Source organism: Mumia sp. zg.B17, assembly GCF_019550915.1.
Lineage (GTDB): Bacteria > Actinomycetota > Actinomycetes > Propionibacteriales > Nocardioidaceae > Mumia.
The window spans coordinates 114,826-141,417 of sequence record NZ_JAHWCI010000009.1 but is presented as its reverse complement, the minus strand read 5'-3'; the positions used below and the strand labels follow the sequence as shown (position 1 = coordinate 141,417).

At 69.9% G+C, this 26,592-nt stretch carries 28 protein-coding genes; 14 read left to right on the top strand and 14 right to left on the bottom strand.

The window, feature by feature from the left end; translation table 11 throughout:
* Positions 1 to 19 precede the first annotated feature (19 nt).
* Both KV097_RS17660 and KV097_RS17655 read left to right on the top strand, forming a co-directional pair.
* The gene (locus KV097_RS17660; RefSeq protein WP_220342712.1) at positions 20 to 331 is read left to right on the top strand and encodes a helix-turn-helix domain-containing protein; all 312 of its coding nucleotides are present in this window, start codon (positions 20 to 22) and stop codon (positions 329 to 331) included.
* A complete protein-coding gene (locus KV097_RS17655; protein WP_220366632.1) occupies positions 328 to 1,590 on the top strand; it encodes a type II toxin-antitoxin system HipA family toxin in 1,263 nt (420 codons plus the stop codon). The genes KV097_RS17660 and KV097_RS17655 overlap by 4 nt, the downstream gene beginning before the upstream one ends.
* Here KV097_RS17655 and KV097_RS17650 read toward each other — a convergent pair.
* Positions 1,583 to 1,975: a nuclear transport factor 2 family protein gene (locus KV097_RS17650; protein ID WP_220342714.1), complete on the bottom strand. Its 393-nt coding sequence runs from the start codon at positions 1,973 to 1,975 to the stop codon at positions 1,583 to 1,585. The two genes, KV097_RS17655 and KV097_RS17650, sit on opposite strands and share 8 nt — an antisense overlap.
* 94 nt (positions 1,976 to 2,069) lie before the next feature.
* On the opposite strand from KV097_RS17650, the gene KV097_RS17645 reads away from it, so the two are divergent.
* On the top strand, positions 2,070 to 2,423 hold the full coding sequence (locus KV097_RS17645; protein ID WP_220345659.1) for a hypothetical protein: 354 nt from the start codon (positions 2,070 to 2,072) through the stop codon (positions 2,421 to 2,423).
* On the opposite strand, the gene KV097_RS17640 is transcribed toward KV097_RS17645, so the two are convergent.
* From KV097_RS17640 to KV097_RS17630, 3 genes are all read right to left on the bottom strand, one after another.
* Positions 2,420 to 3,148 carry a hypothetical protein gene (locus tag KV097_RS17640; RefSeq protein ID WP_220366631.1) on the bottom strand — a complete coding sequence of 243 codons (729 nt, stop codon included), beginning with the start codon at positions 3,146 to 3,148 and terminating at the stop codon, positions 2,420 to 2,422. The genes KV097_RS17645 and KV097_RS17640 overlap by 4 nt on opposite strands.
* 102 nt (positions 3,149 to 3,250) lie before the next feature.
* Positions 3,251 to 4,642 carry a replicative DNA helicase gene (gene dnaB, locus KV097_RS17635; RefSeq protein WP_374107001.1) on the bottom strand — a complete coding sequence of 464 codons (1,392 nt, stop codon included), beginning with the start codon at positions 4,640 to 4,642 and terminating at the stop codon, positions 3,251 to 3,253.
* 431 nt (positions 4,643 to 5,073) lie between these two features.
* A complete protein-coding gene (locus tag KV097_RS17630) occupies positions 5,074 to 5,568 on the bottom strand; it encodes a GbsR/MarR family transcriptional regulator (protein ID WP_220342718.1) in 495 nt (164 codons plus the stop codon).
* Positions 5,569 to 5,658: 90 nt separating this feature from the next.
* Here KV097_RS17630 and KV097_RS17625 point away from each other — a divergent pair, with 90 nt between their 5' ends.
* The 3 genes from KV097_RS17625 to KV097_RS17615 are packed head-to-tail and all read left to right on the top strand — an operon-like array spanning position 5,659 to position 9,548.
* On the top strand, positions 5,659 to 6,588 hold the full coding sequence (locus tag KV097_RS17625) for an ABC transporter ATP-binding protein (RefSeq protein WP_220345664.1): 930 nt from the start codon (positions 5,659 to 5,661) through the stop codon (positions 6,586 to 6,588).
* Positions 6,585 to 8,174, top strand: a complete 1,590-nt coding sequence (locus tag KV097_RS17620; protein WP_220366630.1) for an ABC transporter permease — start codon at positions 6,585 to 6,587, stop codon at positions 8,172 to 8,174. The genes KV097_RS17625 and KV097_RS17620 overlap by 4 nt, the downstream gene beginning before the upstream one ends.
* Positions 8,175 to 8,234: 60 nt before the next feature.
* Complete coding sequence (locus tag KV097_RS17615) at positions 8,235 to 9,548, top strand: MATE family efflux transporter (protein WP_308289485.1); 1,314 nt, start codon at positions 8,235 to 8,237, stop codon at positions 9,546 to 9,548.
* A 13-nt stretch (positions 9,549 to 9,561) separates the two neighbouring features.
* Here KV097_RS17615 and KV097_RS17610 read toward each other — a convergent pair whose 3' ends face one another.
* Positions 9,562 to 9,759, bottom strand: coding sequence for a hypothetical protein (locus tag KV097_RS17610; RefSeq protein WP_220345666.1), 198 nt, complete (start codon positions 9,757 to 9,759; stop codon positions 9,562 to 9,564).
* Positions 9,760 to 9,867: 108 nt separating this feature from the next.
* The gene (locus tag KV097_RS17605; protein WP_220342722.1) at positions 9,868 to 10,872 is read right to left on the bottom strand and encodes a Ku protein; all 1,005 of its coding nucleotides are present in this window, start codon (positions 10,870 to 10,872) and stop codon (positions 9,868 to 9,870) included.
* A 128-nt stretch (positions 10,873 to 11,000) separates the two neighbouring features.
* Between KV097_RS17605 and KV097_RS17600 the strand changes: the two genes are divergently transcribed.
* Positions 11,001 to 11,681, top strand: coding sequence for an HAD family hydrolase (locus tag KV097_RS17600; protein WP_220366629.1), 681 nt, complete (start codon positions 11,001 to 11,003; stop codon positions 11,679 to 11,681).
* Between the two features lie 37 nt (positions 11,682 to 11,718).
* The gene (locus KV097_RS17595) at positions 11,719 to 12,801 is read left to right on the top strand and encodes a glutamate--cysteine ligase (RefSeq protein WP_220366628.1); all 1,083 of its coding nucleotides are present in this window, start codon (positions 11,719 to 11,721) and stop codon (positions 12,799 to 12,801) included.
* Between the two features lie 57 nt (positions 12,802 to 12,858).
* Here the strand turns inward: KV097_RS17595 and KV097_RS17590 are convergent, their stop codons facing one another.
* The 5 genes from KV097_RS17590 to rpsF form a co-directional block, all read right to left on the bottom strand.
* Complete coding sequence (locus KV097_RS17590; RefSeq protein WP_255559821.1) at positions 12,859 to 13,419, bottom strand: DoxX family membrane protein; 561 nt, start codon at positions 13,417 to 13,419, stop codon at positions 12,859 to 12,861.
* Between the two features lie 140 nt (positions 13,420 to 13,559).
* Positions 13,560 to 14,003: a 50S ribosomal protein L9 gene (gene rplI, locus KV097_RS17585; protein ID WP_220342725.1), complete on the bottom strand. Its 444-nt coding sequence runs from the start codon at positions 14,001 to 14,003 to the stop codon at positions 13,560 to 13,562.
* Between the two features lie 22 nt (positions 14,004 to 14,025).
* Entirely contained in the window at positions 14,026 to 14,265 is a 240-nt protein-coding gene (rpsR, locus tag KV097_RS17580; protein ID WP_220342726.1) for a 30S ribosomal protein S18, read from the bottom strand.
* Between the two features lie 95 nt (positions 14,266 to 14,360).
* Positions 14,361 to 14,909 carry a single-stranded DNA-binding protein gene (locus KV097_RS17575; RefSeq protein ID WP_220342727.1) on the bottom strand — a complete coding sequence of 183 codons (549 nt, stop codon included), beginning with the start codon at positions 14,907 to 14,909 and terminating at the stop codon, positions 14,361 to 14,363.
* A gap of 131 nt (positions 14,910 to 15,040) precedes the next feature.
* On the bottom strand, positions 15,041 to 15,328 hold the full coding sequence (rpsF, locus tag KV097_RS17570; protein ID WP_220342728.1) for a 30S ribosomal protein S6: 288 nt from the start codon (positions 15,326 to 15,328) through the stop codon (positions 15,041 to 15,043).
* 373 nt (positions 15,329 to 15,701) lie between these two features.
* On the opposite strand from rpsF, the gene KV097_RS17565 reads away from it, so the two are divergent.
* Entirely contained in the window at positions 15,702 to 15,911 is a 210-nt protein-coding gene (locus tag KV097_RS17565) for a hypothetical protein (RefSeq protein ID WP_220345671.1), read from the top strand.
* A gap of 31 nt (positions 15,912 to 15,942) precedes the next feature.
* Here KV097_RS17565 and KV097_RS17560 read toward each other — a convergent pair whose 3' ends face one another.
* Positions 15,943 to 18,474, bottom strand: a complete 2,532-nt coding sequence (locus KV097_RS17560) for an ABC transporter permease (RefSeq protein WP_220342730.1) — start codon at positions 18,472 to 18,474, stop codon at positions 15,943 to 15,945.
* On the bottom strand, positions 18,474 to 19,265 hold the full coding sequence (locus KV097_RS17555; RefSeq protein WP_220342731.1) for an ABC transporter ATP-binding protein: 792 nt from the start codon (positions 19,263 to 19,265) through the stop codon (positions 18,474 to 18,476). Before KV097_RS17555 ends, KV097_RS17560 begins: the two co-directional genes overlap by 1 nt.
* Positions 19,266 to 19,388: 123 nt before the next feature.
* Here KV097_RS17555 and KV097_RS17550 point away from each other — a divergent pair, with 123 nt between their 5' ends.
* The 4 genes from KV097_RS17550 (at position 19,389) to KV097_RS17535 (ending at position 23,213) form a co-directional block, all read left to right on the top strand.
* Positions 19,389 to 20,375: a pirin family protein gene (locus tag KV097_RS17550; protein ID WP_220345674.1), complete on the top strand. Its 987-nt coding sequence runs from the start codon at positions 19,389 to 19,391 to the stop codon at positions 20,373 to 20,375.
* Between the two features lie 87 nt (positions 20,376 to 20,462).
* Positions 20,463 to 20,954, top strand: coding sequence for an HNH endonuclease (locus tag KV097_RS17545; RefSeq protein WP_220366627.1), 492 nt, complete (start codon positions 20,463 to 20,465; stop codon positions 20,952 to 20,954).
* A gap of 39 nt (positions 20,955 to 20,993) precedes the next feature.
* On the top strand, positions 20,994 to 22,136 hold the full coding sequence (locus tag KV097_RS17540; protein WP_220366626.1) for a peptidoglycan bridge formation glycyltransferase FemA/FemB family protein: 1,143 nt from the start codon (positions 20,994 to 20,996) through the stop codon (positions 22,134 to 22,136).
* A 12-nt stretch (positions 22,137 to 22,148) separates the two neighbouring features.
* Positions 22,149 to 23,213: an alanine racemase gene (locus tag KV097_RS17535; RefSeq protein WP_220345675.1), complete on the top strand. Its 1,065-nt coding sequence runs from the start codon at positions 22,149 to 22,151 to the stop codon at positions 23,211 to 23,213.
* A gap of 43 nt (positions 23,214 to 23,256) precedes the next feature.
* Here the strand turns inward: KV097_RS17535 and KV097_RS17530 are convergent, their stop codons facing one another.
* Positions 23,257 to 24,399 (bottom strand): epoxide hydrolase family protein, encoded by a 1,143-nt coding sequence (locus tag KV097_RS17530; protein WP_220366625.1) that lies wholly within the window; start codon positions 24,397 to 24,399, stop codon positions 23,257 to 23,259.
* 60 nt (positions 24,400 to 24,459) lie between these two features.
* On the opposite strand from KV097_RS17530, the gene KV097_RS17525 reads away from it, so the two are divergent.
* Entirely contained in the window at positions 24,460 to 25,488 is a 1,029-nt protein-coding gene (locus tag KV097_RS17525; RefSeq protein ID WP_220345677.1) for a YafY family protein, read from the top strand.
* Positions 25,489 to 26,592: the final 1,104 nt, after the last annotated feature.

The window sequence follows — 26,592 nt, the reverse complement described above, 5'->3', positions numbered from 1 at the left end:
AGCGCATTATGATGGCATGATGGCGAAGCGGGACGTACGACCTCCCAATGCGCGAGCAGACCGCAATCGGCGCGACCTCGCCGACCGGATCTCAACCTGGCGCAAGCTCATGGGGCTGACCCAGGATCAGCTCGCTCAGCGGGCCGGCGTCTCGCGCGGCGCGTACGCACGTCTGGAGAAGGGCGACCCCGGGGTCACGCTCGATGTGCTGATGCGAGTCCTGACGGTGACACGGCTCGCCGATGATGTGATCGAGGCGCTCGATCCGATGCGAACCGACCTGGGCCGTGCACGAGCCGATCAGCAGCTCCCTCAGCGAGTCCGCCGATGAACCGACAGATCGACGTGGTCACGCGACTGGGTGGCGAGGACGTCGAGGTCGGGACACTCACCGTCACCGAGGGTCGCGTGCTGTCCTCGACCTTCCGCTACTCCTACGACTACCTCTCCCGCACCGACGCCTACGCGCTCGAGCCGGCCATGCCGCTCGACGACGCGGCGCACCTCGTACGGGACGGGCTCCCCCTCTCGCTGCAGGACTCCTCGCCGGACCACTGGGGCAAGAACCTCCTGACGATGCAGCGGCGGGCCGACAACCTGGCCGGCGCCGATCTCCCGTCGGAGCTGAACGCCCTCGACTTCCTCCTGGGTGTCAGTGATGTCACCCGTCAGGGAGCGCTCCGGTTCCGTGTCGGCGACGGGCCGTTCCTGCAGGAGTCGGTCGGCGTCCCGAAGATGCTCGAGCTCGACGTGCTCCTGCACGCCGCAGACGTGATCGTCGAGGAGTCCCCGACGGGTTGGCGCGAAGCGGTCAAGACGATGCTCGATGCTGGGACCGGCGCGCTCGGCGGCGCGCTCCCCAAGGCGGCGGTCGTCGACGACGGCCGGCTGTGCCTTGCGAAGTTCCCGATGCTGGGTGACCGCGTCGACCGCGCTGTCTGGGAGAAGACGGCGCTCGACCTTGCCGAGGCCGCCGGCGTGCCGACGCCGCGGCGGCGGATCGTGACCGTCGCGGGACGAGGCGTCCTCCTGGTCGAGCGCTTCGACCGGCGCGGTGAGGATCGAGTCCCCTACATCAGCGCGCGGACCCTCGCGCAGGAGCACGGCGACGGCGGCACCGCCGAGTACGAGGACGTCGCCGACGCCCTGCGTTTCGAGGGCGTCGCGCCTCGTGACGACCTGGTGGTGCTCTATCGCCTCGTCGCGGTCGGTGCCCTCATCCACAACACCGACAACCACCTGCGCAACCACGGCTTCCTCCGTGAAGGCGCCGGGTGGCGGCTCGCTCCCGCCTTCGACCTCAACCCGAATCCGGACGCGGGCGCCTCCCGCGCGACGAGCATCGCGGGGTCGTACCAGCCGAGGGACACCGGACGGGGTCTGATGGCGTTCGCGCCATACTGCGGCCTCGACCCAGCGCAGGCGCGACGCGTCGTCGCCGAGGTCGCCGAGGTGGTCCGTCGGTGGCGGCAGGTCGCCGAGAGCAACGGCGCGACCGGCCGCGAGATCGAGAGGTACGAGGAGTCGTTCTCGTCTCTCGACGCGAACGTGCGCAACGCGTTCGGGTTCGGGTTCGGCGCACCTACCTGAGTGGCGACGGGAGGCTCGACACCGGGCGCGTCGCCGTCGGCGGCACGGCGTCGACGTCCGTCCACACCTCGGTCATCGACGAAATCTGGCTGTCGGTTGCGGTGATGAACGTCGCGACCTCGAAGTGCACGAGCTCGCCGTCAGCCCGGGCGGTCACGTGGCAGCGGGCCACAGCCCTGTCTCCGGACGCCACGAGGTCGTCGATGACGAGGTGCTCGAACCCTGGGTAGTCGGCGTTGAGGCGTACCCACGAGTCTCGGTCGAAGGTCTCACCCGTGTGCACATATCGGCAGACGAAGTCCTCGTGGAGCAGCGGGGCCAACTCGTCCCACGCGTGCGCGTCGATGGCCTGGCACAGCCGCGTCAGCAGCTCGTTGGCGTTCATGCTCACACAACCTAGTGGTCGGCCAGGACACGGAGCGGTGGCGATGCGGTAGGCGCCCGCGGGCTCGGTGTCGCCGGTCTGGCAGACTCGCGCGATGACGGAGAGTGGATACCTCTTTTTCGGGGTGTTGCCCGTCGCCGTCATGGTGAGCATCCCGCTCGGGGTCGCGGCGGCCGCGTACACGAGTCTCCACGTCGTCGTCCGCTGGGTGTTCGCCGGCGCGACCATCGCGATGGGAGCCGCCGCGATCGGCGCCGTCGCCGCGTGGCTCGTACCCGGCCTCAACGGGTGGAGCCGGGGCCCCGCCCTTGACCGCTACGCCGAGGTCTTCGTCGACTACCTTCTCTGGACATTCGCGTTCGCAGCGCTGCTGTCCTTCGCAGCGGTCGTGGCGCTCGCCGCCGTCGCGCTCGAGCACCTGACCTCGCCACGTCGCCGCTCGCACTAGTGCGGACCCCGACCTTGCGTGCTGCCGTCGCTCAGGGTAACGGTGTAGTGCCACGCGCCCATGACTTCGGGGTGCTTGCTGCTCGGCCGTTCTGAGGGCCACCATGCGGCGAAGCGTCCGTTCCTGACCGTCGCTTCGACGTCGGTCCCGAGAGGAGTTCGGACCGTCACGCTGGTGACGTCGTTGCCTGCGTACCCGTAGGTCCAGGTCAGCCATCCTCTGCGGAACCAGCCCTCGTCGGTGCTGACGCCGGTGCTTCCGGTCTCGACGATCTGGCGAGGGTCCACCGTTGCCGTCGGGGTGGGTTCGGCGAGGTCGGCGAAGATCTCGTGGCCCTCAGGGTCCTGGCCGGCTGCCGCGTTGCGCATCAGGCAGGTTGCCTCACCGATGGGTGCGGAGATGAAGACGTACGTCCAGCCACCGCGTCGCTCGGCCAGCAGGGTCTGGTTGTCACCGTCGGGCATCTCGAGCCTGGTACGGCAGGTGTCCGCGACTGCGGCGGTGTCCGGACCGGTGAGGGGTTCCGGCTTCACCGTCCATGACGCGAAGGCTGAGCTGCCACCGAGCGTCAGCTCTGCAGCTGCAACTGCTGCGGCGGCGGCGAGCATGCCGATCGGGACCAGTCGCCGCCAGCGACGCCGAAGCCACGTCGGCTCCTTCGCAGGCGGGACGGCGGTCGGGCTTGTCAGTCCGGTGTTCATGTCGTCAGTGGTCTGCTTGGCCACTGGACCTCCTCCCGGGGACATCCGCTGCTGCGCTTCATCCGCAGGCGCGCTTCTCCGTCCCACGCCCACGTCGCCGGAGGCCGCGCTACGCCACGCCAGTGCTCAGCCGAACTCCTTCGGCATGTCGATGAAGCGAGAGTAGTGACCCTGGAACGTCACCGTGGCCGTACCCGGCTGGCCGGAGCGGTTCTTGGCGACGATGAAGTCGGCCTCGCCGAGGCGCTCCGACTCCTGCTCGTACATGTCGGGGCGGTGCAGGAGCACCACGATGTCGGCGTCCTGCTCGATCGAGCCGGACTCACGCAGATCTGACAGCATCGGGCGCTTGTCGGTGCGCTGCTCGGAGCCACGGTTGAGCTGGCTGATCGCGATGATCGGCACCTCGAGCTCCTTGGCGAGCAGCTTGATCTGACGCGAGAACTCCGAGACCTCGACCTGGCGGCTCTCGACCTTCTTGCCCGACGTCATCAGCTGGAGGTAGTCGATGACGATCATCTTGAGGTCGTGGCGCTGCTTGAGGCGCCGCGCCTTCGCGCGGATCTCCATCATCGTCATGTTGGGCGAGTCGTCGATGAACATCGGCGCGGTCGAGACCTCACCCATCCGGCGCGCGAGCTTGGCCCACTGGTCGTCGCTCAACGAGCCGGACCGCATCTCGTGGAGGCCGACCCGAGCCTCGGCGGACAGCAGGCGCATCGTGATCTCGATGCGGCTCATCTCCAGCGAGAAGATGGCGGTCGTCAGACCGTGCTTGATCGCCGCCGAGCGGCAGACGTCGAGGCCGAGGGTGGACTTGCCGACACCGGGTCGTGCGGCGACGACGATCATCTGGCCGGGGTGGAAGCCGTTGGTGAGCCGGTCGAGGTCGGTGAACCCGGTGGGGACACCTGCCATCTGACCGTCGCGGGCGGCGATCGCCTCGAGCTCGTCGAACGTGGCCTCCATGAGGTCGTTCAGGACCGAGTAGTCCTCGCTCGTGCGCTGCTCGGTGACCCCGAAGACCTCCGACTGGGCCGTGTCGACGATGTCGTCGATCTCGCCCTCTCCGGCGTAGCCCATCTGCGCGATCTTGGTGCCGGCCGAGATGAGCCGCCGCAGGATCGCCTTCTCGCGCACGATGTCGGCGTAGTAGCCCGCGTTGGCGGCGATCGGAACGTTGGCGACGAGTGTGTGCAGGTAGGGAGCGCCGCCGACCTTCGCGAGCTCGCCACGCTTCTGCAGCGCGGCCGCGACCGTCACGGCGTCGGCCGGCTCGCCACGACCGTAGAGGTCGAGGATCGCGTCGAAGATCTCCTCGTGCGCCGGTCGGTAGAAGTCGATCGACTTGACCGACTCGAGGACGTCGGCGATGGCGTCCTTGGAGAGCATCATCGCGCCGAGGACCGACTGCTCGGCGTTGTTGTCCTGAGGTGGGGTGCGGTCGACCTGGCTGCCTCCGTAGCCGTAGTCGTCGTCCGGCGGCTCAGGCACCGCTCCCAGCTCGGCAACGCTCAACGCGAGTCCACTCCTCATACGCTCGAACCCCGTCACGGACACCGCGGACCCACGGACGCCGCACGGAATGACACGGATGTCATTCACCTCGAGCGTACGGGGGACCACCGACGGACCTTCGAAGAACCCGCGTCGACCTCCCGGACGAGACGACTTCTCGAGAACCACCGAACGAGATGCAACCTACGCGCGTGGACGGCTCTCGGCGAAGTCACACATCACAGGCTCTGTGGACGACTCATCCATTGATGTGGATAAAGGTGCTCATGCATGTGCACAGGTTGTGGGTATCTGTGTGGATTGCCCTGTCGCGCTGTCCACATCTGTGGGTTGACCTGGGGAAATGATGTCCCACACGTGTGGATCGAAACTCGCGTACGGGCGTGTCTCGCCAAGTTGCACACAGGCGGGAAGCCTTCTAACCTCTCCCGTCACCGCGCCGGTGGGTGGTTCAGCTCGTCGAGCCTCGCGTCGCGATACGCCTCCCACCGGGCGAGCATCGCGGGAACGTCCTCGGCCATGAACGAGAAGAGCATCGCGCCCAGCTCTAGCGGTGCACCGTGCTCGTCGTGCCGCCCACCGAGGTCCGTCGCAGCCTGCGCGAGCGCCTCGTACCGGCGGACGAGGATCGCCTCGCGTCGCCTGATCATCGAGGCCCACAGGTCACCGGGCGGCAGGCGGTAGTGGTGGCGCCGGTCGGCGCCACCATGGCGCTCGAGCATGCCGACCCCGATCAGGTAGGTGACGGCACCCGAGATCGCCGCGGGGCTCGCGCCGGTCGTTTCCGCGAGGTCGGCGGCCGTGTAGCTGGGGCGCCCGAGCCCGAGGACGTACGCGAAGGTCCGCGCCGGCATCGGCGGCACCCCGGAGTCCCGCAAGATCGTCGAGAACTGGTCGACGAAGTCCGTCAAGGTGTCGTTGGCCATCGCATCCCACCTCCGCTCGTACGACTCGAGGTTCCGAGGTTCGCTGTATTTATCTTCACAGATTTCTGAATCATCTGTAACGTCCGTGAGGTGACTCAGGCGATCGAGATCGCAGGGCTCCACAAGAGCTTCGGCACCACGCACGCCCTCGACGGGCTCGACCTCACGGTGGCCACCGGCGAGGTCCACGGCTTCCTCGGCCCCAACGGCGCAGGCAAGTCCACCGCCATCCGCATCCTCCTCGGTCTCCTGCGCAAGGACTCCGGCACCGCTCTGCTCCTCGGCGGAGACCCGTGGTCCGAGGCCACGGCGCTGCACCGGCGCCTCGCCTACGTGCCGGGAGACGTGACCTTGTGGCCCAACCTCTCGGGCGGCGAGGTCATCGACCTCCTCGGGCGGCTGCGCGGCGGCGTCGACCGCGGACGGCGCGACGAGCTGCTCGAGCGCTTCCAGCTCGACCCGACCAAACGCGGCCGCACCTACTCCAAGGGCAACCGGCAGAAGGTCGCACTCGTCGCCGGTCTCGCCTCGGACGCCGAGCTCCTGCTGCTCGACGAGCCCACCTCCGGACTCGACCCGGTGATGGAGGAGGTCTTCCGGGAGTGCATCCAGGAGGTCCGCGAGGAGGGACGCACCGTCCTGCTCTCCAGCCACATCCTCAGCGAGGTCGAGGCGCTGTGCGACCGCGTCACGATCATCCGGGAGGGCCGCACGGTCGAGTCCGGGACGCTCGTCCAGATGCGCCACCTGACGCGCACGTCGATCGACGTCTCCACGGAGCGACCGATCGACGGGATCACCCAGCTCAGCGGCATCCACGATCTCGTGACCGAGGCCGACGGGACCCGAGCGCGCTTCGACGTCGACACCCCTCGGATCGGTGACGTGCTCGCACGGCTGGGCGCGTTTGGCATCACCGCACTCTCCAGCTCCCCGCCGACCCTCGAGGAGATGTTTCTCCGCCACTACGGCGACGACCCGTCGGAGGACACCGAGCCGTCGACAGAGCTGTCATCGTGAGCGACGCCCTCGCCGGGACCACAGTCCTCGTGCGGTTCGCGCTGCGCCGGTCACGGATGGCGCTCGTGTGGTGGATCCTCGGCATCACCTCGCTCTACCCCGTCCAGGCGCTCGCGCTCGAGGCCACCTACCCCACGCAGGCGGACCTCGACCAGCTCGCCGCCAGCCTCTCGGGCAACGCCGCGATCATCGCCATCGCCGGCCCCGAGTACGCCCTCGACACGATCGGTGGGCAGACCGCCTGGCAGACCTCGGCGTTCGGCGCGGTCCTCGCCGGCCTGATGAGCACGTTCTTGATCGTGCGCCAGACGCGCGCCGGCGAGGAGAACGGCGCTGACGAGCTCGTCCGTGCCGGCGCCGTCGGTCGCGCGGCCCCCAGCGCCGCAGCGGTCACCGTCGCCACGGCCGCGAACCTCACGCTCATCGCCGCGATCGCGCTCCTTCTCATCGCGTCCGGGCTCCCCGCCGAGGGGTCGTGGGCGCTGGGATGCGCCTGCGGCCTCACCGGGATGGTGTTCATGGGACTGGCGCTGATCTTCGCCCAGGTCAGCAGCACGAGTCGCGGCGCGTGGGGGCTGAGCGGCGCCGCGATCGGCGTGGCGTACGCACTGCGTGCCGTCGGCGACGTCGGCGACAACGCGGCGACGTGGCTCTCACCGATCGGCTGGGGCCAGCAGATGCGCGCCTTCGCCGACGAACGGTGGTGGCCGGCTCTCCTGCTGCTCGGGGCGACGTTCGTGTCGATCGCCGTCGCTCATGTCCTCCACGACCGCCGCGACTTCGGTGCGGGGCTCGTCGCCCCCCGCCGCGGTCCAGCGTCGAAGGACTGGCGAGGCGGGGCGTACGAGCTCGCGTGGCGGCTCCAACGCCCGGCCGTCATCGGTTGGCTGGTCGGGCTGGCCTTCGGCGGCGCCGCGTACGGCACCATCGGCGACGACGTCGGCGACCTCGTCGGCGACAGCGACCTGTCGGGGTCGCTGACGGGTGGGGAGACGGGCGGCAGGGCCCTGATCGACGGCTTCTACGGCAGCGCGACGCTGATGCTCGCCATCATCACCGCCGCGTTCGGGGTCGCGGTGACGCTCCGCGCCCGCGCCGAGGAGACGGCCGGAAGGACCGAACCCGTGCTGGCGACGGCCCTGCGCCGCCGGACGTACCTCGCGAGCCACGTCGCGCTCGCGGTCATCGCCTCCACGGTGGGCGTCGTGTTCGCGGGGGCGGCGACCGGATGGATGTACGGGGTGGTCTCGGGGTCGTACGACAGGGTCGGCCAGCTCGCGTGGTCGGCCCTCACCTATGCCCCCGCGATCTGGGTGATGATCGGCCTCACGGTGCTCCTCGTCGGCTTCGTCCCGCGTCTGGCCTCGCTGGGCTGGCTCGGCATCGGCTTCGCTGCTGTCGTGATGTTCTTCGGACCGCTGCTGAAGTTTCCCGACTGGATCACGGATCTGTCCCCCTTCTCCCACCTCGCGCTCGTCCCGCTCGACGACGTGGCGTGGGCGCCGATCCTGTGTCTCACCCTGGTGGCGGCCGCGCTGACGACGGCGGGCTTCGTCGGGTTCCGCCGGCGTGACGTCCAGAACTGAGGCGGGCACCGGGGAGTCCCCCGAGCCGACCGCGGCCGCGATTGAGCCAGACTGGTCGGCGTGAGGCTGCACCTGGACGCACGCGACCGCGAGATCTTCCGGATCGCCGTCCCCGCGTTCGCAGCGCTCGTCTCCGAGCCCCTCATGCTGGCCGCGGACACCGCGATCATCGGCCACCTCGGGACCGACCCGCTCGCCGGGCTCGCGATCGCGTCGACGGTCCTGCAGACCTTCGTCGGACTCTGCGTGTTCCTCGCGTACGGCACCACCGCCTCGGTCGGACGCCACATCGGCGCGGGCGACCTGCGGGGGGCGATGGCGTCGGGCATGAGCGGTCTGTGGCTCGCCGTCCTCATCGGCGCCCTGGCCGCGCTGCTGGCCGGAGCAGGCGCCTCCATCATCGTCGGCGCGTTCGGACCGTCGGACGTGGTCGCGGACCAGGCCGTCACCTATCTGGTGTGGGCTGCTCCCGGCATCCCGGCCATGCTCGTGGTCCTCGCGGCGACCGGGGTGCTTCGTGGCCTCCAAGACCTCAAGACGCCCCTCTACACCGTGATCGTGGCCAACGTGGTCAACGTGATCCTCAACCTCGTCCTCGTCTACGGGCTCGACATGGGGATCCGAGGGGCGGCGATCGGCACCACCGTGGCCCAGCTCGGGTCGGGACTGTTCCTCGGGTATGTCGTGGTCCGTGCGGTCCGGGCCCAGCGCGCACCAGTCCGGCCCCACCGCGCGGGCATCCATGAGGCCGCGCGTGCAGGGGTGGCGCTGGTGGTCCGGACGCTCACCCTGCGCGCCGCCCTCCTGATCGCGACGGCGGTCGTGGCGACGATGGGCTCGGCGGCGCTGGCCGCCCACCAGGTCGCGGTGACCATCGTCTCGATCCTGGCGTTCGCGCTGGACGCGATCGCGATCGCCGGACAGACGCTGACGGGCCGCTCGCTGGGGGCGGGCGACGTGTCTGGGACCCGAGCGACCACGCGCCGGATGATCGGCTGGGGTGTCGCCTCGGGTGTCGTCGCCACGGTGCTGCTGCTGGCGTCGGTTCCCTGGCTGCCGAAGCTCTTCACCTCCGACCCCGACGTCCAGCACCTGATCGTCGGAGCGCTCGTCGTGATCGCGCTCACGCAGCCGGTGTCCGGAGTGGTCTTCGTCCTCGACGGCGTGCTGATCGGAGCCGGCGACGGCGCCTATCTCGCGTGGGCCGGAGTCGTGACCCTGATCGCGTACGCCCCGCTCGCCGTCGCGGTGTGGATGCTCGACGCGGGGCTGACGTGGCTCTGGGTGGCGTACGCGGGCTTCATGCTCGCGCGGATGGTGACGCTGGTGCTACGTGAACGGACCGACCGCTGGATGGTGGTCGGCGCGGTCTAGGCGCACTCGGCGGTCAGGCGGCGTGCACTCCCGCGCGAGGCGCGTCGTCGGCACGATCGCAGTCGGTGCAGCCCTTCGCGTACGCCGTGTGGAGACCGGAAAGGTGGTCGTCGCGCACAGCGCAGCACTCTGCGCACCGGTCGAGCCACCCGTCCGCCACGCCGAACTCGGCAGCGCAGTCGGTGCAGATCGCGACCATCTCGGACATCATGCGTGCTCACCTCTCGTACGGGACGGGGTATCCCCCACGCTTCGAGTGTCCCTCTCGGCACTGACACGATCAACGAGCGGCCGGCCCCGGCGTGTCATCCTGAGCGCGTCAGGAAGCCTTCTTGGCGGCCGTCTTCTTGGCTGCGGGCTTCTTCGCCGGGGTCTTCTTGGCGGTCGTCTTCTTGGCCGCCGTCTTCTTCTCGGTCGTCTTCTTCGCCGGGGCCTTCTTGGTAGAGCCCTTCTTCGCCGCGGCCTTCTTGGCGGGCTTCTCGTCGGCCCCGTCGGCCTCGTCCTTCTCGTCGGCGTCCACCCCGGCGACGGCCTCACCCTCGCCCTTCTTCGCCCGGTCGATCGACGCCTGGAGAGCGGACATCAGGTCCACGACGTTGTCAGGCTGCTCCGCGCCCTCGCCGACGGCCGGCTGCACGACCTCGTTGCCCTCGAGCTTCGCCGCGACCAGCTCGTCGAGGGCGACCTCGTACTCGTCGTGGTACTGCTCGGGGTCGAAGTCGGCCTCCATGCTGGCCACCAACGACTGCGCCATCTTGATCTCCTGGGGTCGCAGCTGCACGTCCTCTCCGAGGAAGGAGAACTCGGGCTTGCGGATCTCGTCGGCCCACATCAACGTGCTCAGCGTGAGGACGTCCTCGCGCACCCTGATGGTCGCCAGCTGCTCGCGTGTGCCGATCGTCACCTTCACGACCGCGACCATGTCGGAGGCCTCGAGCGCCTCACGGAGCAGGAGGTACGGCTTGAGACCGGCGTTCGTGTCGGGCTCGAGGTAATAGCTCTTGTTGTGGAAGATCGGGTCGATCTGCTCCAGCGGGACGAACTCGAGGACGTCGACCACCTTCTTGGTGGGCAGCGGCAGCTCCTCCATGTCGTCGTCGGTCAGGACGACCATCCGTCCGTCGGGGAGCTCGTAGCCCTTGGCGATCTCGCCGTAGTCGACGACCTCGCCGTCCGCCTCGGCGACACGCTTGTACTTCACGCGCGACCCGTCGCTCCGTCGGACCTGACGGAAGGAGATGTCGTGCGTGGACGTCGCGCCGTACATCTTGACCGGGATCGTGACCAGGCCGAACGAGATCGTGCCCTTCCACATCGCGCGCATCGCTCCACCTCTCTCGTAGGCCCAGCGAACCGGCCGACGTCCATGCTGTCAATCGGGAGACCGGCCCGATGGCGCCGAGTCATCGGTCATCGTGTGCGCAAAGCCTAGTCCCGCTCGATTCTTGAACCATGACCACTGACGGAGCACGCACCGCGGTCCTCTTCGACATCGACGGGACCCTCATGGACTCGAACTACCTTCACGTGCGGGCCTGGACGACGGCGTTCCGCCAGGCAGGGATCACCGTCGACACCTGGCGGATCCACCGCGCGATCGGCATGGACAACAGCCGCCTCCTCGACGACCTCGCCGGTGACGCGGACGACGCGGCCCGGGCGGCGGCGAAGGATCTTCACGCCTCCCAGTACGCCGAGCTGGCCGGCGAGCTGCGTCGATTCGACGGGGTGCGACCGCTGCTGCGGGAGATCCGCGACCGCGGCGCCCTGATCGTCCTCGCGGCGTCCGCCCCACCCCACGAGCTCGAGCGACTGCGTGAGGCACTGGACTGCGACGACCTGGTGGACGCGGTCACCAACGCCGACGACGTCGCGGAGGCCAAGCCAGAGCCCGACATCGTCCAGGTCGCGCTCGCCGCCGTCGGCGTGGAGGCCGGCCGCGCCGTCATGGTCGGCGACGCCGTGTGGGACGGCATCGCCGCGCAACGGGTCGGAGTCCCGTTCCTCGCCGTCCGCAGCGGAGGGAGTGGCCCGGGCGAGCTGCGTGGCGCCGGCGCGGTCGAGGTGTACGAGGACGTCGCGGTGCTGCACGCGATGATCGACTCCTCACCGATCGCTCCCTTGCTCCGCTGAGTCTGCGCACGCGGCCCCGAGCCGCGACACTTTGGCGATGCGAAAGATGGGAATCGAGGAAGAGCTGCTCCTCGTCGACCCGGCCACGGGCCTCACGAAGACGGTCTCTCAACGCGCGCTACGGCGCCACGACGGTGACGCGGATCTGGAGCACGAGCTGTTCCTCGAACAGCTCGAGACCATGACCTCACCGCACGCGCGGCTCACCGACCTGGCGACCGACCTTCACGACGTACGCCGTCAGACGGTTGCGGCCGCACGAGCCGCGGGAGCCGCGGCCATCGCCTCCGGCACGTCCCCGTTGCCGAGCGGCGAGTCCGAGGTCACCCCGAAGGCACGGTACGAGCGGATGCTCGACGAGTTCGGGGCGATCGGCGAGAGCGCCGCCGTCTGCGGGATGCACGTGCACGTCGACATCCACGACGACGAGGAGGCTGTCGGCGTCATCGACCGCGTACGCCCGTGGCTGCCGGTGCTGCTCGCGCTCAGCGCCAACTCGCCGTACGACGACGGCCGCGACACCGCTCACGCCAGCTGGCGATCGCGCCGGTGGACGGAGTGGCCGACGGCAGGACCGGTCGAGCCGTTCGGCGACGCCGCGACGTACGACGTCGCCGTGGAGGAGCTCATCACCTCGGGCGCCGCTCTGGACGAGGGCATGGTCTACTTCGACGTTCGTCGCGCCCGCTCGTACCCGACGGTCGAGCTCCGCGTCACCGACGTGTGCACCGACGTCCGCGACGGTGTGCTGCTCGCCGGGCTGTGCCGCGCGCTGGTCGAGACCGAGGCGCGTGCCTGGGCCGACGGGAAGCCGCTCGACCCCTGGCGCGTCGAGCTCCTGCGCGGTGCTCGCTGGCAGGCGGCACGGTATGGATTGTCCGACACCCTGCTCGATCCTCGCTCGCGACAGCAGCGCCCCGCTGCAGAGGTGCTGGGAGGTCTCGTCGAGCACGTCGCCGACGCGCTGGCGGCCACGGATGACACCGACCTGGTCTGTGCAGGGATCGACCGGATCCTGCGCGACGGCAACGGCGCCGACCACCAACGCCGCGTCGGCAGCACCGGGGATCTCCGGGCCGTGGTCACCGACCTCGCGGCGCGCACCGACCCGGACTCCTGAACGCGACAGGGCCACCCGGTCAGACGACCGGGTGGCCCATGTCATGACACGTTCACGTCACCTGAGGACGGGGTTCTTCCGCACTGCCTTCTGCGCGCCCCACCAGCGACCGAGACCCCACGTGTCCCCGGCGAGACCGAGACCGACGACCGCGACGCCGAGGGCGCCGAGGATGTGCTCGTCGAGGATCGGGTGGTTCTCCGGCGGAAGCACGACGGTCCACATCATCACGTAGAGCAGGACACCGACGAGCGCGCCGATCCGGATCGCGATGCCGAGGGTCAGCGTGATGCCGACGACGAGCAGTCCCAGCATGAACAGGACGTCGACCAGCCACACGCCGGCGAGCGAGTGGTAGAGGTCCTCGAACGGGCCGTCGGGCACGTTGGAGAGGTAGCCGTCGGTCGGGCTCCCGCCGTTGATCACCGCTCCCTCGCTGGGCGTCGAGAATCCGAGGCCGAACAGCTTGTCGAGGAAGGCCCACAGGAACGTGAGCCCGAAAGCGATCCGCATCGCCGCGAGTGCCTGGGCGAAGACGCTCGTGTTGACCGCCTGGTTCTGGTCTCGAGCGGCGAGGACGCCGCCTCCTCGAGACGGTCGGCCGATGGTCTTGTTCATGATGTCCTTCCGGGGGAGTGGAATCGGGCAATCCCCATCATGGGGGGTAACCAGGGCTGCCGTCAGCGTTCGAGTCACGCCAGACGACGAAGGACCCGCCACCCGAGGGTGACGGGCCCTTCGTCTGTGTGAGCAGCGGGTCAGGCGGCGACCACGTTGATGGTCACCTTTGCGGTGACCTCGGGGTGCACGCGCACCTGCACGTCGTACGTGCCGACCGTCTTGATCGGGTTGCCGATCTCGATCCGACGCTTGTCGACGTTGGCGCCGGCGCCCTCGAGCGCGGTGGCGACGTCCGACACCGTGATGGCACCGAACAGGCGGCCCTCGGCACCGGCGCGAGCCGGGACGCTGACAGCGTTGGACTCGAGCTTCTGCTTGAGCGCCGTCGCGCCGTCCAGGTCGTGGATCGCACGCGAGTCACGAGCCTTCTTGATCGACTCGACCTGCTTCTCCGCGCCCTTCGTCCAACGGATGGCGAAGTTGCGGGGCAGGAGGTAGTTGCGGCCGTAGCCGCCCTTGACCTCGACGATGTCGCCGGGGGCACCGAGGCCGGTGACCTCGTGCGTGAGGATGAGCTTCATGGTGTTGTCCCTTCCCCGACGATCAGCGACCGGTGGAGGTGTAAGGCAGCAGCGCCATCTCGCGGGCGTTCTTGATCGCCGTGGCGATCTTGCGCTGCTCCTGGACGGAGACACCCGTGACGCGGCGAGCGCGAATCTTGCCGCGGTCGGAGATGAACTTCCGCAGGAGGGTGGCGTCCTTGTAGTCGATGTAGGTGATCTTCGCAGCCTTGAGCGGGTTGCTCTTCTTCTTCGGCTTACGAATGGGGGGCTTGGCAGCCATTGTGGTGCTCCCTTCCGGTGAGCCCGACCCGCAGGACGGGTCGGAATGACGTGACGGTCGAGAGACCGCCTTGAGTGTTCTTCAGATCCGACGACTCAGAACGGGGGTTCGTCGTTCGAGCCGGAGGGCGTGCTCGCCCACGGATCGTTGCCAGCGTTGCCGCCTTGCGGGGCGGGAGAGGACCACGGGTCGTTGGCCGGGGCCGACTGGCCTCCGCCGCTGAACCCGCCCTGGCCGCCGCCACCTTGCTGGTAGCCGCCGCCTCCACCTCCACCGGAGCGAGAGGCCTTGGTGACCTTGGCGGTGGCACTGCGCAGGCTCGGGCCGACCTCGTCGACGTCGATCTCGAACACGGTGCGCTTCTCGCCCTCGCGGGTCTCGTACTGCCGGGACTTGAGGCGTCCCTGCACGATCACACGCATGCCCTTCTGCAGCGACTCGGCCACGTTCTCCGCGGCCTGGCGCCACACGGCGCAGCCCAGGAAGAGCGTGTCGCCGTCGCGCCACTCGCCGCTCTGACGGTCGAAGGTGCGCGGCGTCGAGGCGATGCGGAAGTTGGCAACCGCTGCGCCGGACGGCGTGAACCGCAGCTCGGGCTCGTCCACAAGGTTGCCGACGACGGTGATGACGGTCTCGCCTGCCATGTCTCACTCCAACGTTCGCGGGATGTCTGCTGGCTAGCAGTCAACATCAAGACTCCGACAGAGGCGACCCCTGCACGCCCCCGGTGGAAACCACCGGGACGGACCTGCTGGGGCGACCTGTCGGGCGTCCGTCACTTCTCGGGCCGGATGACCTTCGTACGCATGACGGACTCGTTCAGCGTGAGCTGACGGTCGAGCTCCTTGACGGTCTCGGGCGTCGCGGTCAGGTCGACCACGGCGTAGATGCCCTCGGACCGCTTGTTGATCTCGTAGGCAAAACGACGCTTGCCCCAGATGTCGACGTTGTCGACGGTACCGCCGTCCTGACGCACCACGTTGAGGTACGTGTCCAGGCTCGGGGCGACCGTGCGCTCGTCGAGGTCGGGATCGAGGATCACCATGACTTCGTAGTGACGCAAGGCAACTCCACCTCCTTCGGTCTGTACGGTCACGGTCTTTCCGTGACAGGAGGGTTGCATCGAGCTGCCCGAGCACACCGGGTGGTGGCCGGGCAACCGTCTCAGTCTATCCGGGCACCCGCGCGGGTCCCAAATCGCCGACCGGCAGCATGGTCAGGAGCTCTTCGCCAGCACCTCGTACGAGCTGTTCCCGCAGGCACTGGAGTTCGGAGGTGCGGTCGCGCTGACCGCAGGGCTGACGCTCGGAGCCGTCGCGTACTTCGTGGCCGACCGCTGGGTCCAGCGGATCGGCGGGGTGAGGTCAGCACGGTGCTCCTCGTCGCGGTCTTCGTGTCCAACCTTCCGGAGGCGATGGGTTCGGCGACGGACATGCGTGCCGCCGGCGAGCGGCCTGGGGTATGCCGCCTCGCGCGTCACCGCGGACCGGTTCGAAGGGGTGGTGGACGGGTTCGCCGCCGGCGCCCTGCTGGTGATGCTGGTCGGGGCGATGGTGCCGGAGGCCCGGGCGAAGGTGCAGGACAGGGCCGGGCTGGCCGCGGTGATCGGGTTCGCCCTGGCGGCGGGGCTCTCCGCCGTGACGTGATCACGCGCGGCCCAGCCCCGCCGCACGTGGCCTACTCGGTCGCGATGGCCCGCAGCACGTTGAGGCGCGAGGCCCGCAGTGCCGGGAACACCGCCGCGAGCACGCCCACCACCGCCGCGATGAGGACATAGACGACCAGGGTCGTGTACGGGATCGAGAGCTCGGTGATCCCCTCGTCCTCGAGCGCCCGTTGCAGGACCACGCCGAACACCAGGCCCATCGCGATGCCGAGCACCGCACCCAGGACCGCGATCGCCACCGCCTCCAGCCGCACCATCCGACGCAGCTGCCGTCGGCTCATCCCGACCGCCCGGAGGAGCCCGACCTCGCGCGTCCGCTCGATCACGCTCAGCGCGAGGGTGTTGACGATGCCCAGGGCCGCGATCACGATCGCCAGCCCGAGGAGCGCGTTGATCAGCATGAGGATCGTGTTGATCTGGTCGCGCTGGGACTCGATGAACTCGTCCTGGGTCTGGACGACCACGGTCGGGATGTCGGCCACGACGTCACGCACGGGGTCCTCGATGTCGGCTCCCGACCTCCCCGGCGCGGCGGTGACGGCCACGAAGGAGTCCTCGCGGCTGAGCTTGACGCGGTCCACGAAGCCGAACGACGTGACGTAGTTGGAGACGACGTTGGACTCGGGGAACGTGCCGGCCACCGTCATCGGGTAGTCACCGGACTGCGTGGTGACCTCGATCGTGTCCCCCACCTCGAGGCCTCGCTCCTCTGCGGTGTCCTCCCGGACCGCGACCTCGTCGGCGGCCAGCGTGTCCGCCGTGGCGTCGAGCTCGAACATCGAGAAGAGCTCGGCCGGATCGGTCGCGGTCAGGCCGGCGAAGGAGCCCTCGACGGAGGCAGGCACGAACTGCGCCTCCACCACGTCTCCGACACCGTCGATGCCGCGGATCTCCTCCGCGATCGACGTCGAGAACGGAGCCCCGACCGGGTTGGTGAGGAGGAAGTCGCTCGTGAACTCCTTGGTGACACCGACGTCGACCGACTTGTTGACCGACGAGCCCAGGATGCTCATCGTCGTCACGAGAGTCAGCCCGATCATGAGCGCCGAGGCCGTCGCGGCCGTACGGCGCGGGTTGCGCAGCGCGTTCTGGGTCGCCATGCGTCCCACGAGACCGAACGGGCGGAACAGGCCGCCGAGCGCAACGAGGACGGGATGGCTGAGCAGCGGGCTCATCAGCGAGACGCCGATGAGGATCGCGAGGACGCCGCCCCCGACGTACCACGCGCCGTTGTCGACCCCGGAGAGCCCGAGCCACACCAGGCCCGCGCCGATGACGACGAGAACCGCGCCGACGAGCATCCGCAGACGCATCGACGACTCCGGCAGCGCGACGTCGTCACGCATGGCCGCGACCGGCGCGACCCGCGACGCCCGGCGGGCCGGCAGGTAGGCGGCGACAAGCGTCACCAGCAGACCCACCACGTAGCCGACGACCCACGTGCGGGGCGAGATCACCAATGGCGTGTCACTCACGTCGAGGCCGAAGCTCTTGAAGAGCGCCGTCAGACCGTGGGCGAGCCCGATCCCGAGCAGCACGCCGACGGTCGATCCGATGAGACCCACCACGAGCGCCTCGATCAGCACGGACCGGCTCACCTGCCGCCGCGAGGCACCGAGGGCCCGCAGCAGCGCCAGCTCGCGGCTGCGCTGTGCGACCAGGATGGAGAACGTGTTGATGATGAGGAAGGTGCCGACCACGATCGCGATGCCCGCGAACACGAGCAGAATCGTCGTCAGGAACCCGAGGATCTCACCGATCGCGTCCTCGCTCTCCGCAGCGACGGCGTCGCCGGTGGCGGCCTCGAACCCGTCGGGCAGCACCTTCTCCGCCTCGTACGCCACCTCCTGCGGCGTCGCACCGTCGTCAGCGGTGAGGGAGACCGCGTTGTAGACGTCCTTGCCGTCGAGGAAGAGGTCCTGGGCGTAGCCGACGTCGAAGAGCACCAGCGATGCACCAGCCATCGATCCTCCGCCGAACTGCGCGAGGCCGACCAGCGTGGCCTCGAGCGTGGGCTGGTCACCGGCGGACACCAACGTCACGGTGTCGCCGACCTCGTACCCGCCCTTCTCGGCGCTCGTGGCGTCGATCGCCACCTCGCCGTCGGCGGACGGTGGCCGGCCCTCGGAGACGACGACCATCTGCTCGCCCGTCATGGCGGGCGCCTCGTCGTAGTTGAACGACAGCGTCGGGGGTCCGAAGCCCGCGACCAGCTTGCCGTCGGACCCGACGAGCGTCAGCGACTGGCTCTGCACCGTGCCGTCGGCACGGGCGACGCCGGGGAGCTCACGCAGCTCGTCGACGACGGACGCCGGGATGGTGCGGGTGTCGGCGCTCGGCGCCTGCTCCCAGCTCCCGGTGCCCTCGGCACGGACGGTCACGTCGGCAGTGGATCCCTCGATGATGCCGTCGAAGGACTTGCTCATCGTGTCGGTGAAGATGAGGGTGCCGGCGACGAACGCGACGCCGAGGACGATCGCGAACGCGCTCATCAGCAGGCGCACCTTGCGCGCCAGCAGGTTGCGCAGCGTCACCCGCAGCATCAGGCGGCACCGCCCTCGGCGGCAGCAGCCGTCTCGAGCGCGCGCATCTGGATCTTGGCCATCCGCTCGAGCACGGTCTCCGGGGTCGGCGCCCGCATCTCGTCGACGACCTTGCCGTCGGCGAGGAAGACGACCCGGTCGGTGTAGGACGCGGCGACCGGGTCATGGGTCACCATCACGACGGTCTGCCCGAGCTCGCGGACGCTGTGCTGGAGGAAGCTCAGGACCTCGGCACCCGAGGTCGAGTCGAGGTTGCCCGTGGGCTCGTCGGCGAAGACGATCGTGGGTCGGCCGACCAGAGCACGCGCCGCGGCGACGCGCTGCTGCTGGCCGCCCGACATCTCGTTGGGACGGTGCCGCAGGCGGTCGCGCAGCCCGACGGTGTCGATCACCTCGTCGTACCAGGCCGGGTCGGGCTTGCGGCCGGCGATCGACAGAGGAAGCAGGATGTTCTCCTCGGCTGTGAGCGTCGGCACGAGGTTGAAGGCCTGGAAGACGAATCCGACGTCGTCGCGCCGCAGGCGCGTCAGCTGCTTGTCGTTGAGCCCCGAGAGCTCCGTGTCGCCGATGAAGACCGAGCCGCTGGTCGCGTTGTCGAGCGCGGCGAGCAGGTGCATCAGGGTCGACTTCCCGGAGCCGGACGGGCCCATCACGGCGGTGAACTCGCCCTCGTAGACGTCGATGCTCACCCCGTCGAGGGCTCGGACCTCCGCCTCCTGCTTGCCGTAGGTCTTGCGCAGGTCCACCGCCCGGGCGGCGATCGTGCGAGCTGGGGTGGGGCCGTCGGACATGACACAACTCCTGACGAGGCGGGTTTGAAATCCCACGGTAGGGGAAGGTGGGGGCGCGACGGCACGGGTTTTGCCGCTGGCGAACACGTGCGTCCCGTGCCCGACGTCCCTGACACTGGTCGCATGAGCAACACCGAGCGCGACCCTCAGGAGATCACCGTGCCGCCCTCGTCGGACGAGGCCGAGGTGGAGCTGCTCGAGCCTCGGCTCGTCCCCCTGGGTGGACCACGGGCGATGACGGTGCGCCGTACGCTCCCCCAGCGCCTGCGCTCGCTGATCGGGGCCTGGTGCTTCGCCGACCACTACGGACCGGACGACGTCAGCGAGTCCGGCGGGATGGCGGTGCCCGGCCACCCCCACACCGGTCTCCAGACGGTGACCTGGCTGTTCGACGGCGAGGTCGAGCACCGGGACACGGTCGGGTCGGTCACGCGCATCCGGCCCGGCGAGGTCAACCTGATGACCTCCGGTCGGGGGATCGCGCACTCGGAGTACTCGACCGCCGACACCACGACGCTGCGGGGAGTCCAGCTGTGGACGGCGCTCCCGGCCCCCGACCGCTTCGGCGACCGGGCGTTCGAGCACTTCGCCACCCTGCCGGTGCGCCTCGGTGCTGCCACCGTGCGGACGTTCGTCGGTGACTTCGCCGGCGCCTCCTCGCCGGTCACCACGTTCACGCCCCTCGTCGCGGCTGAGATCGCCCTGCCGGCGCGTGCCGAGGTCCGCTTCGACCTCGACCCGGCGTACGAGCACGGCGTTCTCGTCGATCTCGGGCCGGTCGACGTCGACGGCACGCACGTGGAACCGGCCGCTCTCGCGTACCGGCCGGTCGGGCGTACGACGCTGGTGCTGCGCACCGGCGAGACGGACGGCCGGGTCGTCCTCATCGGTGGCGTGCCGCTCGACGAGGAGATCGTCATGTGGTGGAACTTCGTCGGCCGTGACCACGACGAGATCGTGCGGTTCCGGCAGGCGTGGACGGCTCAGGTGGACGGCAGCGGCGACCCTGACGCGTACGGACCGTTCCCCGCCGCGTGGGACGGAGCCGCGCTTCCCGCCCCCGCACTGCCCCACGTCCGCCTCGCGCCCCGCAAACAGCCGCCGCGCTGAGTCCTGAGCACGCGCTCTCGCCCGGCAGGACGGGCTACGCTGATCGCACGCAGGCTGGACGGACGTGGGCCAGAGAGGCGGGTGACCATGACAGCTGTCGCCGAGCCCGTGGTGGTGAGCCACCGCGCCACAGGCACGCGCCGTCAACGGACCGTGCTGGTCCTGAACGCCAGCTACGAGCCGCTCCAGCGGGTGTCCCTGCGACACGCCATCCGGATGCTCGTGCGGGAGGTGGCGGTCGTCGAGGAGGCCCACCCCGAGGCCCGGTTCGGTCCGTTCCCCGTACCCAAGGTGCTGCGCCTGGTCCGCTACGTCGTGATGCGCTGGGTGCACGCCCGCACGCCGCTGTGCACCAAGGGCGCGGTCAAGGCGCGCGACCGGCACTGCGGCTACTGCGGCGGGCCGGCGGAGACCGTGGACCACATCCTTCCCCGGTCCCGCGGTGGGCTGCTGACGTGGGAGAACGCGGTCGCCGCGTGCCTGCGGTGCAACCACCGCAAGGGCGACCGGACTCCGGCGGAGGCGGGGATGACGCTGATCGTCACGCCGGCCGCGCCCCGCCGGTCCCCGCTGACGTAGCCCGGTGGACGTCAGCGGGCCTCCGGTAGCCTCGGGGCCGTGTCTCTCAGCGTCCGTACGATCAGCACCGCCGACCACCTGGCGTTCCTGACCTCCCTCCCCTCGGCGAGCTTCCTCCAGACCCCGGCGTGGGCCGCGGTGAAGTCGGAGTGGAGGGGTGAGTCGATCGGGTGGTTCGACGGCGGGGACATCGTGGGCGCCGGTCTGGTGCTCTACCGCAAGCTCCCGAAGGTCGCGAAGTACCTCGCGTACCTCCCCGAGGGGCCGAGCATCGACTTCGCCTCCGCAGCCGCTGGCCCCGGCGGCCTGGCTGCGTGGCTCGACCCGATGGTGAAGCACCTCACGGGCCGCGGCGCGTTCGGCGTCCGGATGGGACCCCCAGTCGTGCTGCGCCGGTGGGACGCGGCGACGGTCAAGAAGGCGGTCGCCGATCCGGCGCTGCGCACCCTCGGCGACGCTCCGGCCGCGGCGACCGACCCCCGCGCGATCGCGGTCACGTCGGAGCTGCACCGCCTCGGCTGGCGGGAGCAGGTCGGCGAGGGCGGCTTCACGGCCGGCCAGCCGAAGTACAACTTCTGGCTGCCGCTCGTCGACGCCGACGGCGCCCCTCGCTCCGAGGAGGCCGTGCTGCGCGGGATGAACCAGCTGTGGCGGCGCAACATCAAGAAGGCCGACAAGGCCGGCGTCGAGGTCACGCTGGGCGGCGCGGACGACATCGCCGCCTTCCACACGATCTATGCCGAGACCGCGGAGCGCGACCACTTCACGCCGCGACCCCTCGCGTACTTCCAGACGATGTGGGACGCACTCAACGGCGAGGACCCCGACCGGATGCGGCTCTATCTCGCACGGCACGAGGGTGATCTCGTCGCGGCGACGACGATGGTGCGCGTCGGCCAGCACGCGTGGTACTCCTACGGAGCCTCCACGACCGCCAAGCGCGAGGTCCGCGGCTCCAACGCGATCCAGTGGCGGATGATCCGCGATGCGCTCGCTGCCGGCTGCACCGTCTACGACATGCGCGGCATCACCGACACGCTCGACCCGGAGGACAGCCACGTCGGTCTGATCCAGTTCAAGGTCGGCACCGGCGGAGAGGCCGTCGAGTACGCCGGCGAGTGGGACCTGCCGATCAACCGGCTGCTGTACCTCGCATTCCAGCAGTACATGAAGCGCCGCTGAGGAAGGCTGACCATGACGCTCACTCTCCACGTCGACGGCGAACGCTGGCGCGCGCACCTGCGCGGCACCGCGGAGCTGTACGACGGCATCATCCCGGTCATCAAGGGCAACGGGTACGGGTTCGGCAACCGCGCGCTGGCACGGCGGGCCGACTGGCTCGGCACGGACACGGTCGCGGTGGGGACGTACGCCGAGCTCGTCGACGTCCTCCCCCGCTTCGGCGGCGACATCCACGTGATGACCCCCTGGCGCCCGTTCTGGGCCGACACGGTGCGCACGGAGCGGATGTACGACCCGCGCGTGGTGCACACCGTCAGTCGGGTCGAGGACCTGGAGCTGCTGCGCACCGAGGCGCCGGAAGGCACCCGGATCGTCGTCGAGGGCGAGACCTCGATGGCGCGCCACGGCGTCGACCGGCACGCGCTGACGTCGGTCGCCGACAACCTGGGCCGGCTGCGGCTGATCGGGTTCTCGATCCACCTGCCGCTCTCGGAGGACAACCTGTCCGAGGCCGACAGCTGGGCTGCTGCCTTCGAGGCGTCGAAGCTCGCACCCGCCGTCTCTGGCACGCCTGTCTTCACCGTCTCCCACCTGACCGACCGTGAGGTCCGTACCCTCGCCGAGCGTCGCCCGGGACTCGTCGTGCGCCCCCGCGTCGGCACCGCGCTCTGGCTCGGAGACCGTGGCGCCTTCCGCGTCACCGGCCTCGTGATCGACTCCCACGTCGTCGAGCGCGGCGAGCGGATCGGCTACCGCCAACGTCCGATGCCGGTCGGTGGCACCGTCCTGATCGTTTCCGGCGGGACCTCGCACGGCATCGGGCTCGAGGCGCCCACCTCGGCCAGCACGATGAAGCAGCGGGCGACCTCGGTGGCGAAGGGTGGGCTCGGAGCCGCCGGTCTCGCGCTGTCGCCGTTCACCGTCGCCGGCAAGCAGCGCTGGTTCGTCGAGCCGCCGCACATGCAGGCGAGCATGATCCTCGTCCCTGCCGGCGTCGCGGTGCCGGCGGTCGGCGAGGAGGTCGAGGTCGACGTCCGCATGACGACCACGACGTTCGACGCCGTCGACGCCCCCTAGCCGGCACCGGGCCGACCCGTGAGGATCGGCCCGGTCGTACGGCTCAGGCCGTCGCGAAGAAGGTCCGCAGGTCGTCGACCACCACCTGGGGCCGCTCGAGCATCGCGTAGTGCCCGCCTTCGGGGTGCTCGGTGAACTGCTCGATGTTGCTGTTGTCGCGGTCGGCGAAGGCGCGGAGCGTCTGGAAGTCGTCGGCGAACACCGACACTCCCGTCCGGGCATGGTTCACCTGCGGCTCGGCGTCGCGGCGCGCCTCCTCGAAGTGGTAGCGCCCGACCGACGCCGACGTGTTGGTCAACCACTCGAAGGTGACCTCGGCGAGGATCTGCTCGGTCGTCACGAGGCTGGTCCCGTTGCCGAACGACATGAACAGCTCGTTCCAGGCGAGCTGCCCGACCGGTGAGTCGGAGACCCCCACCGCCACCGTCTGCGGCCGGGAGCCGTTCATGGCGTTGTAGCCGCCCATCGACTGGAACCACTGCATGTGCTCCAGCGCCGCGAACTCCTTCGGCCCGAAGCCCTCCATCTCGGCCGGGTCACCCGACGGGAACGAGAAGAGCTGGAGGACGTGGAGCCCGAGGAAGCCGGCGGGCTGCATCAGGCCGAGCTCGCGCGACACCATCGCGCCACCGTCGCTCCCGTGCACGCCGTACGCCTCGTACCCGAGTCGGCGCATGAGCACGTCGTACGCCGCCGCGACCCGCGCCATCGTCCACCCCCGGTCGACGACCGGCAGGCTGTAGCCGAAGCCGGGCATCGAGGGCACGACGACGTCGAAGGCGTCCTCCGCCCGACCGCCGTGCGAGACGGGGTCGACCAGCGGGTCGATCATGTCGAGGAAGTCGATCACGGAGCCCGGGTAGGTGTGCGCGAGCAGGAGCGGCGTCGCGTCCTTCTCGGCCGACCGGACGTGCAGGAAATGGATCGTCTGACCGTCGATCTCGGTCAGGAACTGGTCGTAGGTGTTGATCCGGCTCTCCACCTCGCGCCAGTCGAAGGCGTGGCGCCACTGCTCGACGACCTCGCGGAGATAGGCGTTGGGGACGCCGTAGTGCCAGTCGTCGCCAGGGGCTGGCTGCGGGAGCCGCGTGCGCTCGAGGCGCGCGGCGAGGTCGTCGAGGTCCGCCTGCGGGACGTCGATGCGGAAGGTTCGGATGGCGTCGCTCGCGCTCACGTCGGTGCTCATGAAAGGACGGTAGGACGCATTCAGGACGGTCAGATTCCTCAATCTGGGAGGATGCGGAGAATGTTGGAGACGTCAGCCCGGCTGCTCGCCCTTCTCGGCCTCCTCCAGTCGCGACCCGCGTGGTCCGGCCCCGAGCTCGCGGAGCGCCTCCAGGTCACCCCTCGCACGATCCGCCACGACATGGACCGCCTGCGGGAGCTGGGATATCCCGTCGAGGGTGCCCGCGGTCCGGCGGGCGGCTACCGGCTCGGCCCTGGAGCGAAGCTCCCCCCGCTGCTCCTTGATGACGCCGAGGCGGTCGCCGTCGCGATCGGCCTACGGACCGCCAGCGGCGTGGCCGGCATCGAGGAGAGCAGCGCGAGTGCCCTCGCGAAGCTCGAGCAGGTCCTGCCCGACCGTCTCCGCCGCCGGGTCGCGACGGTGACCAGCGCGCTCAGCGCCGGACCCGTCAACACCGACAGCAACGTGGAGGACCCCGAGATCGACCCCGCGGTCCTCTCACGCCTCACCGATGCGATCAGGGACCAGGAGCAGCTCCGCCTCGTGTACGAGGGCGAACGGCTCGACGTGGAGCCGTACCGTGTCGTCACCTGGCAGCGGCGGTGGTACCTCGTCGCCCGAGAGGTCCCTGGCGGTGCGTGGCGGGCGCTGCGGATCGACTGGGCGGAGATCAGCACGATGCCGCAACCACGGTTCGGCCCGCGTCCGATGGACGAACGGGACTACACCGCGTTCGTGGTGAGGGAGGTCGCTGCCGCAGGCTGGTCGGTGCACGCCCGCGTCACCGTCGCCGCAGCGGCCGAGGAGGTCCGTGCCCGCATCAACGACGCGGTCGGGGTCGTGGAGGCCGTCGACGAGCAGACGTGCGTCCTCGTCACCGGCGCCGACAGCATCGAGATCCTCGCCGTGTACGTCGGGATGCTCGGGCTCGACTTCTCGGTCGACTCACCGCCCGAGCTGGTCGAGCACGTCAGGCTCCTGGGCCGCCGCTACGCCGCCGCCGGCAGCGGTGATCTGCATCCGGGCGACGAGCCAGACCGTCGCGACGACGTGCAGCACGATCGCCGCGACGTACACCAGGTCGGGTGAGCCGTCGACGGCCTTCGTCGAGTCGCCCAGGTGCCACCAGGTCGCCACGACCAGGAAGACCTCCGCCGCCTGCCACCACAGGAGGTCGCGCCACACGGGGTGCGCCAGCACGGCGAGCGGGAGCAGCCACAGGGCGTAGCCCGGAGCGTACGTCGTGCCGACCAGCAGCAGCGCCGCCAGGAGACCGAAGGCGTAGCGGGCGGTCTGGTCGACGTCACCGGATCGGGCTGCGTAGAGGAACATGAGCGAGGTCGCGAAGGCGGAGACGCCGATCACCACCGCCGCGACGGCGACGGTCGAGGGTTCGGCACCCAGCTCACGCAGCACCGCCCAGATCGATCCCACTCCGTCGTCGCGATAGAGCCACCGCCGGACCACCTCGGTCAGGGCGTCGCCCGACGAGGCGACGTACGACGCCAGCCCGCCGACCGCGAGGGTCACGGCCGCGACCCCGATAAGCCGGCCGGCCGCAGGCGCGTGCCGGACGAGCGCCGTGGCCGCCAGGGCGACCAGAACCACGATCGGCCACCACGCGGTGAGCGTCGCGACCGCGAGGATGACACCCGCCGTACGCGCCCGCCCCGACGTCCAGACCGCGAGCCCGAAGGCGACGAGGGCGACCCCGACGAGGTCCCAGCCCACCCCCAGCAAGAGCGCGACCACCGGCGAGGCCGCCAACGGCATCAGCGAGAGCGTGGGGTCGGACCACGTCGGCCAGGGGCGCAGGGCGTCGTGCACGCGCGATCGACGCGCGGCTCGGGCGAGCGCCACGAGCGCGAGGAGCAGCGCGAGCAGCGAACCGAGCGCGACCACGCCGGTATACGCGACGGCCTCCCGGCGGACCTCGGGCTCCTGCCGGACCGTGTCCGGGTCCCGGCCGCCGCGGTCGGCACGGTCGGCACCGGTCACGGCCTGGACCAGCGAGGCTGCGCCGTACTGCAGGATGCCGACGGGCACCGTCACCGCGTTGACCGGCCACCGCCCGCCGTCGTCGGACCACGGGAGGACGCCCTCGGCGAGGCCCGTGGTCACGTACTCTCCGGGAAGCTCGCTCGCGCACAGCCGCGAGTACGACGCCCCCGCCGGGACCGGGCTCGTGGAGAA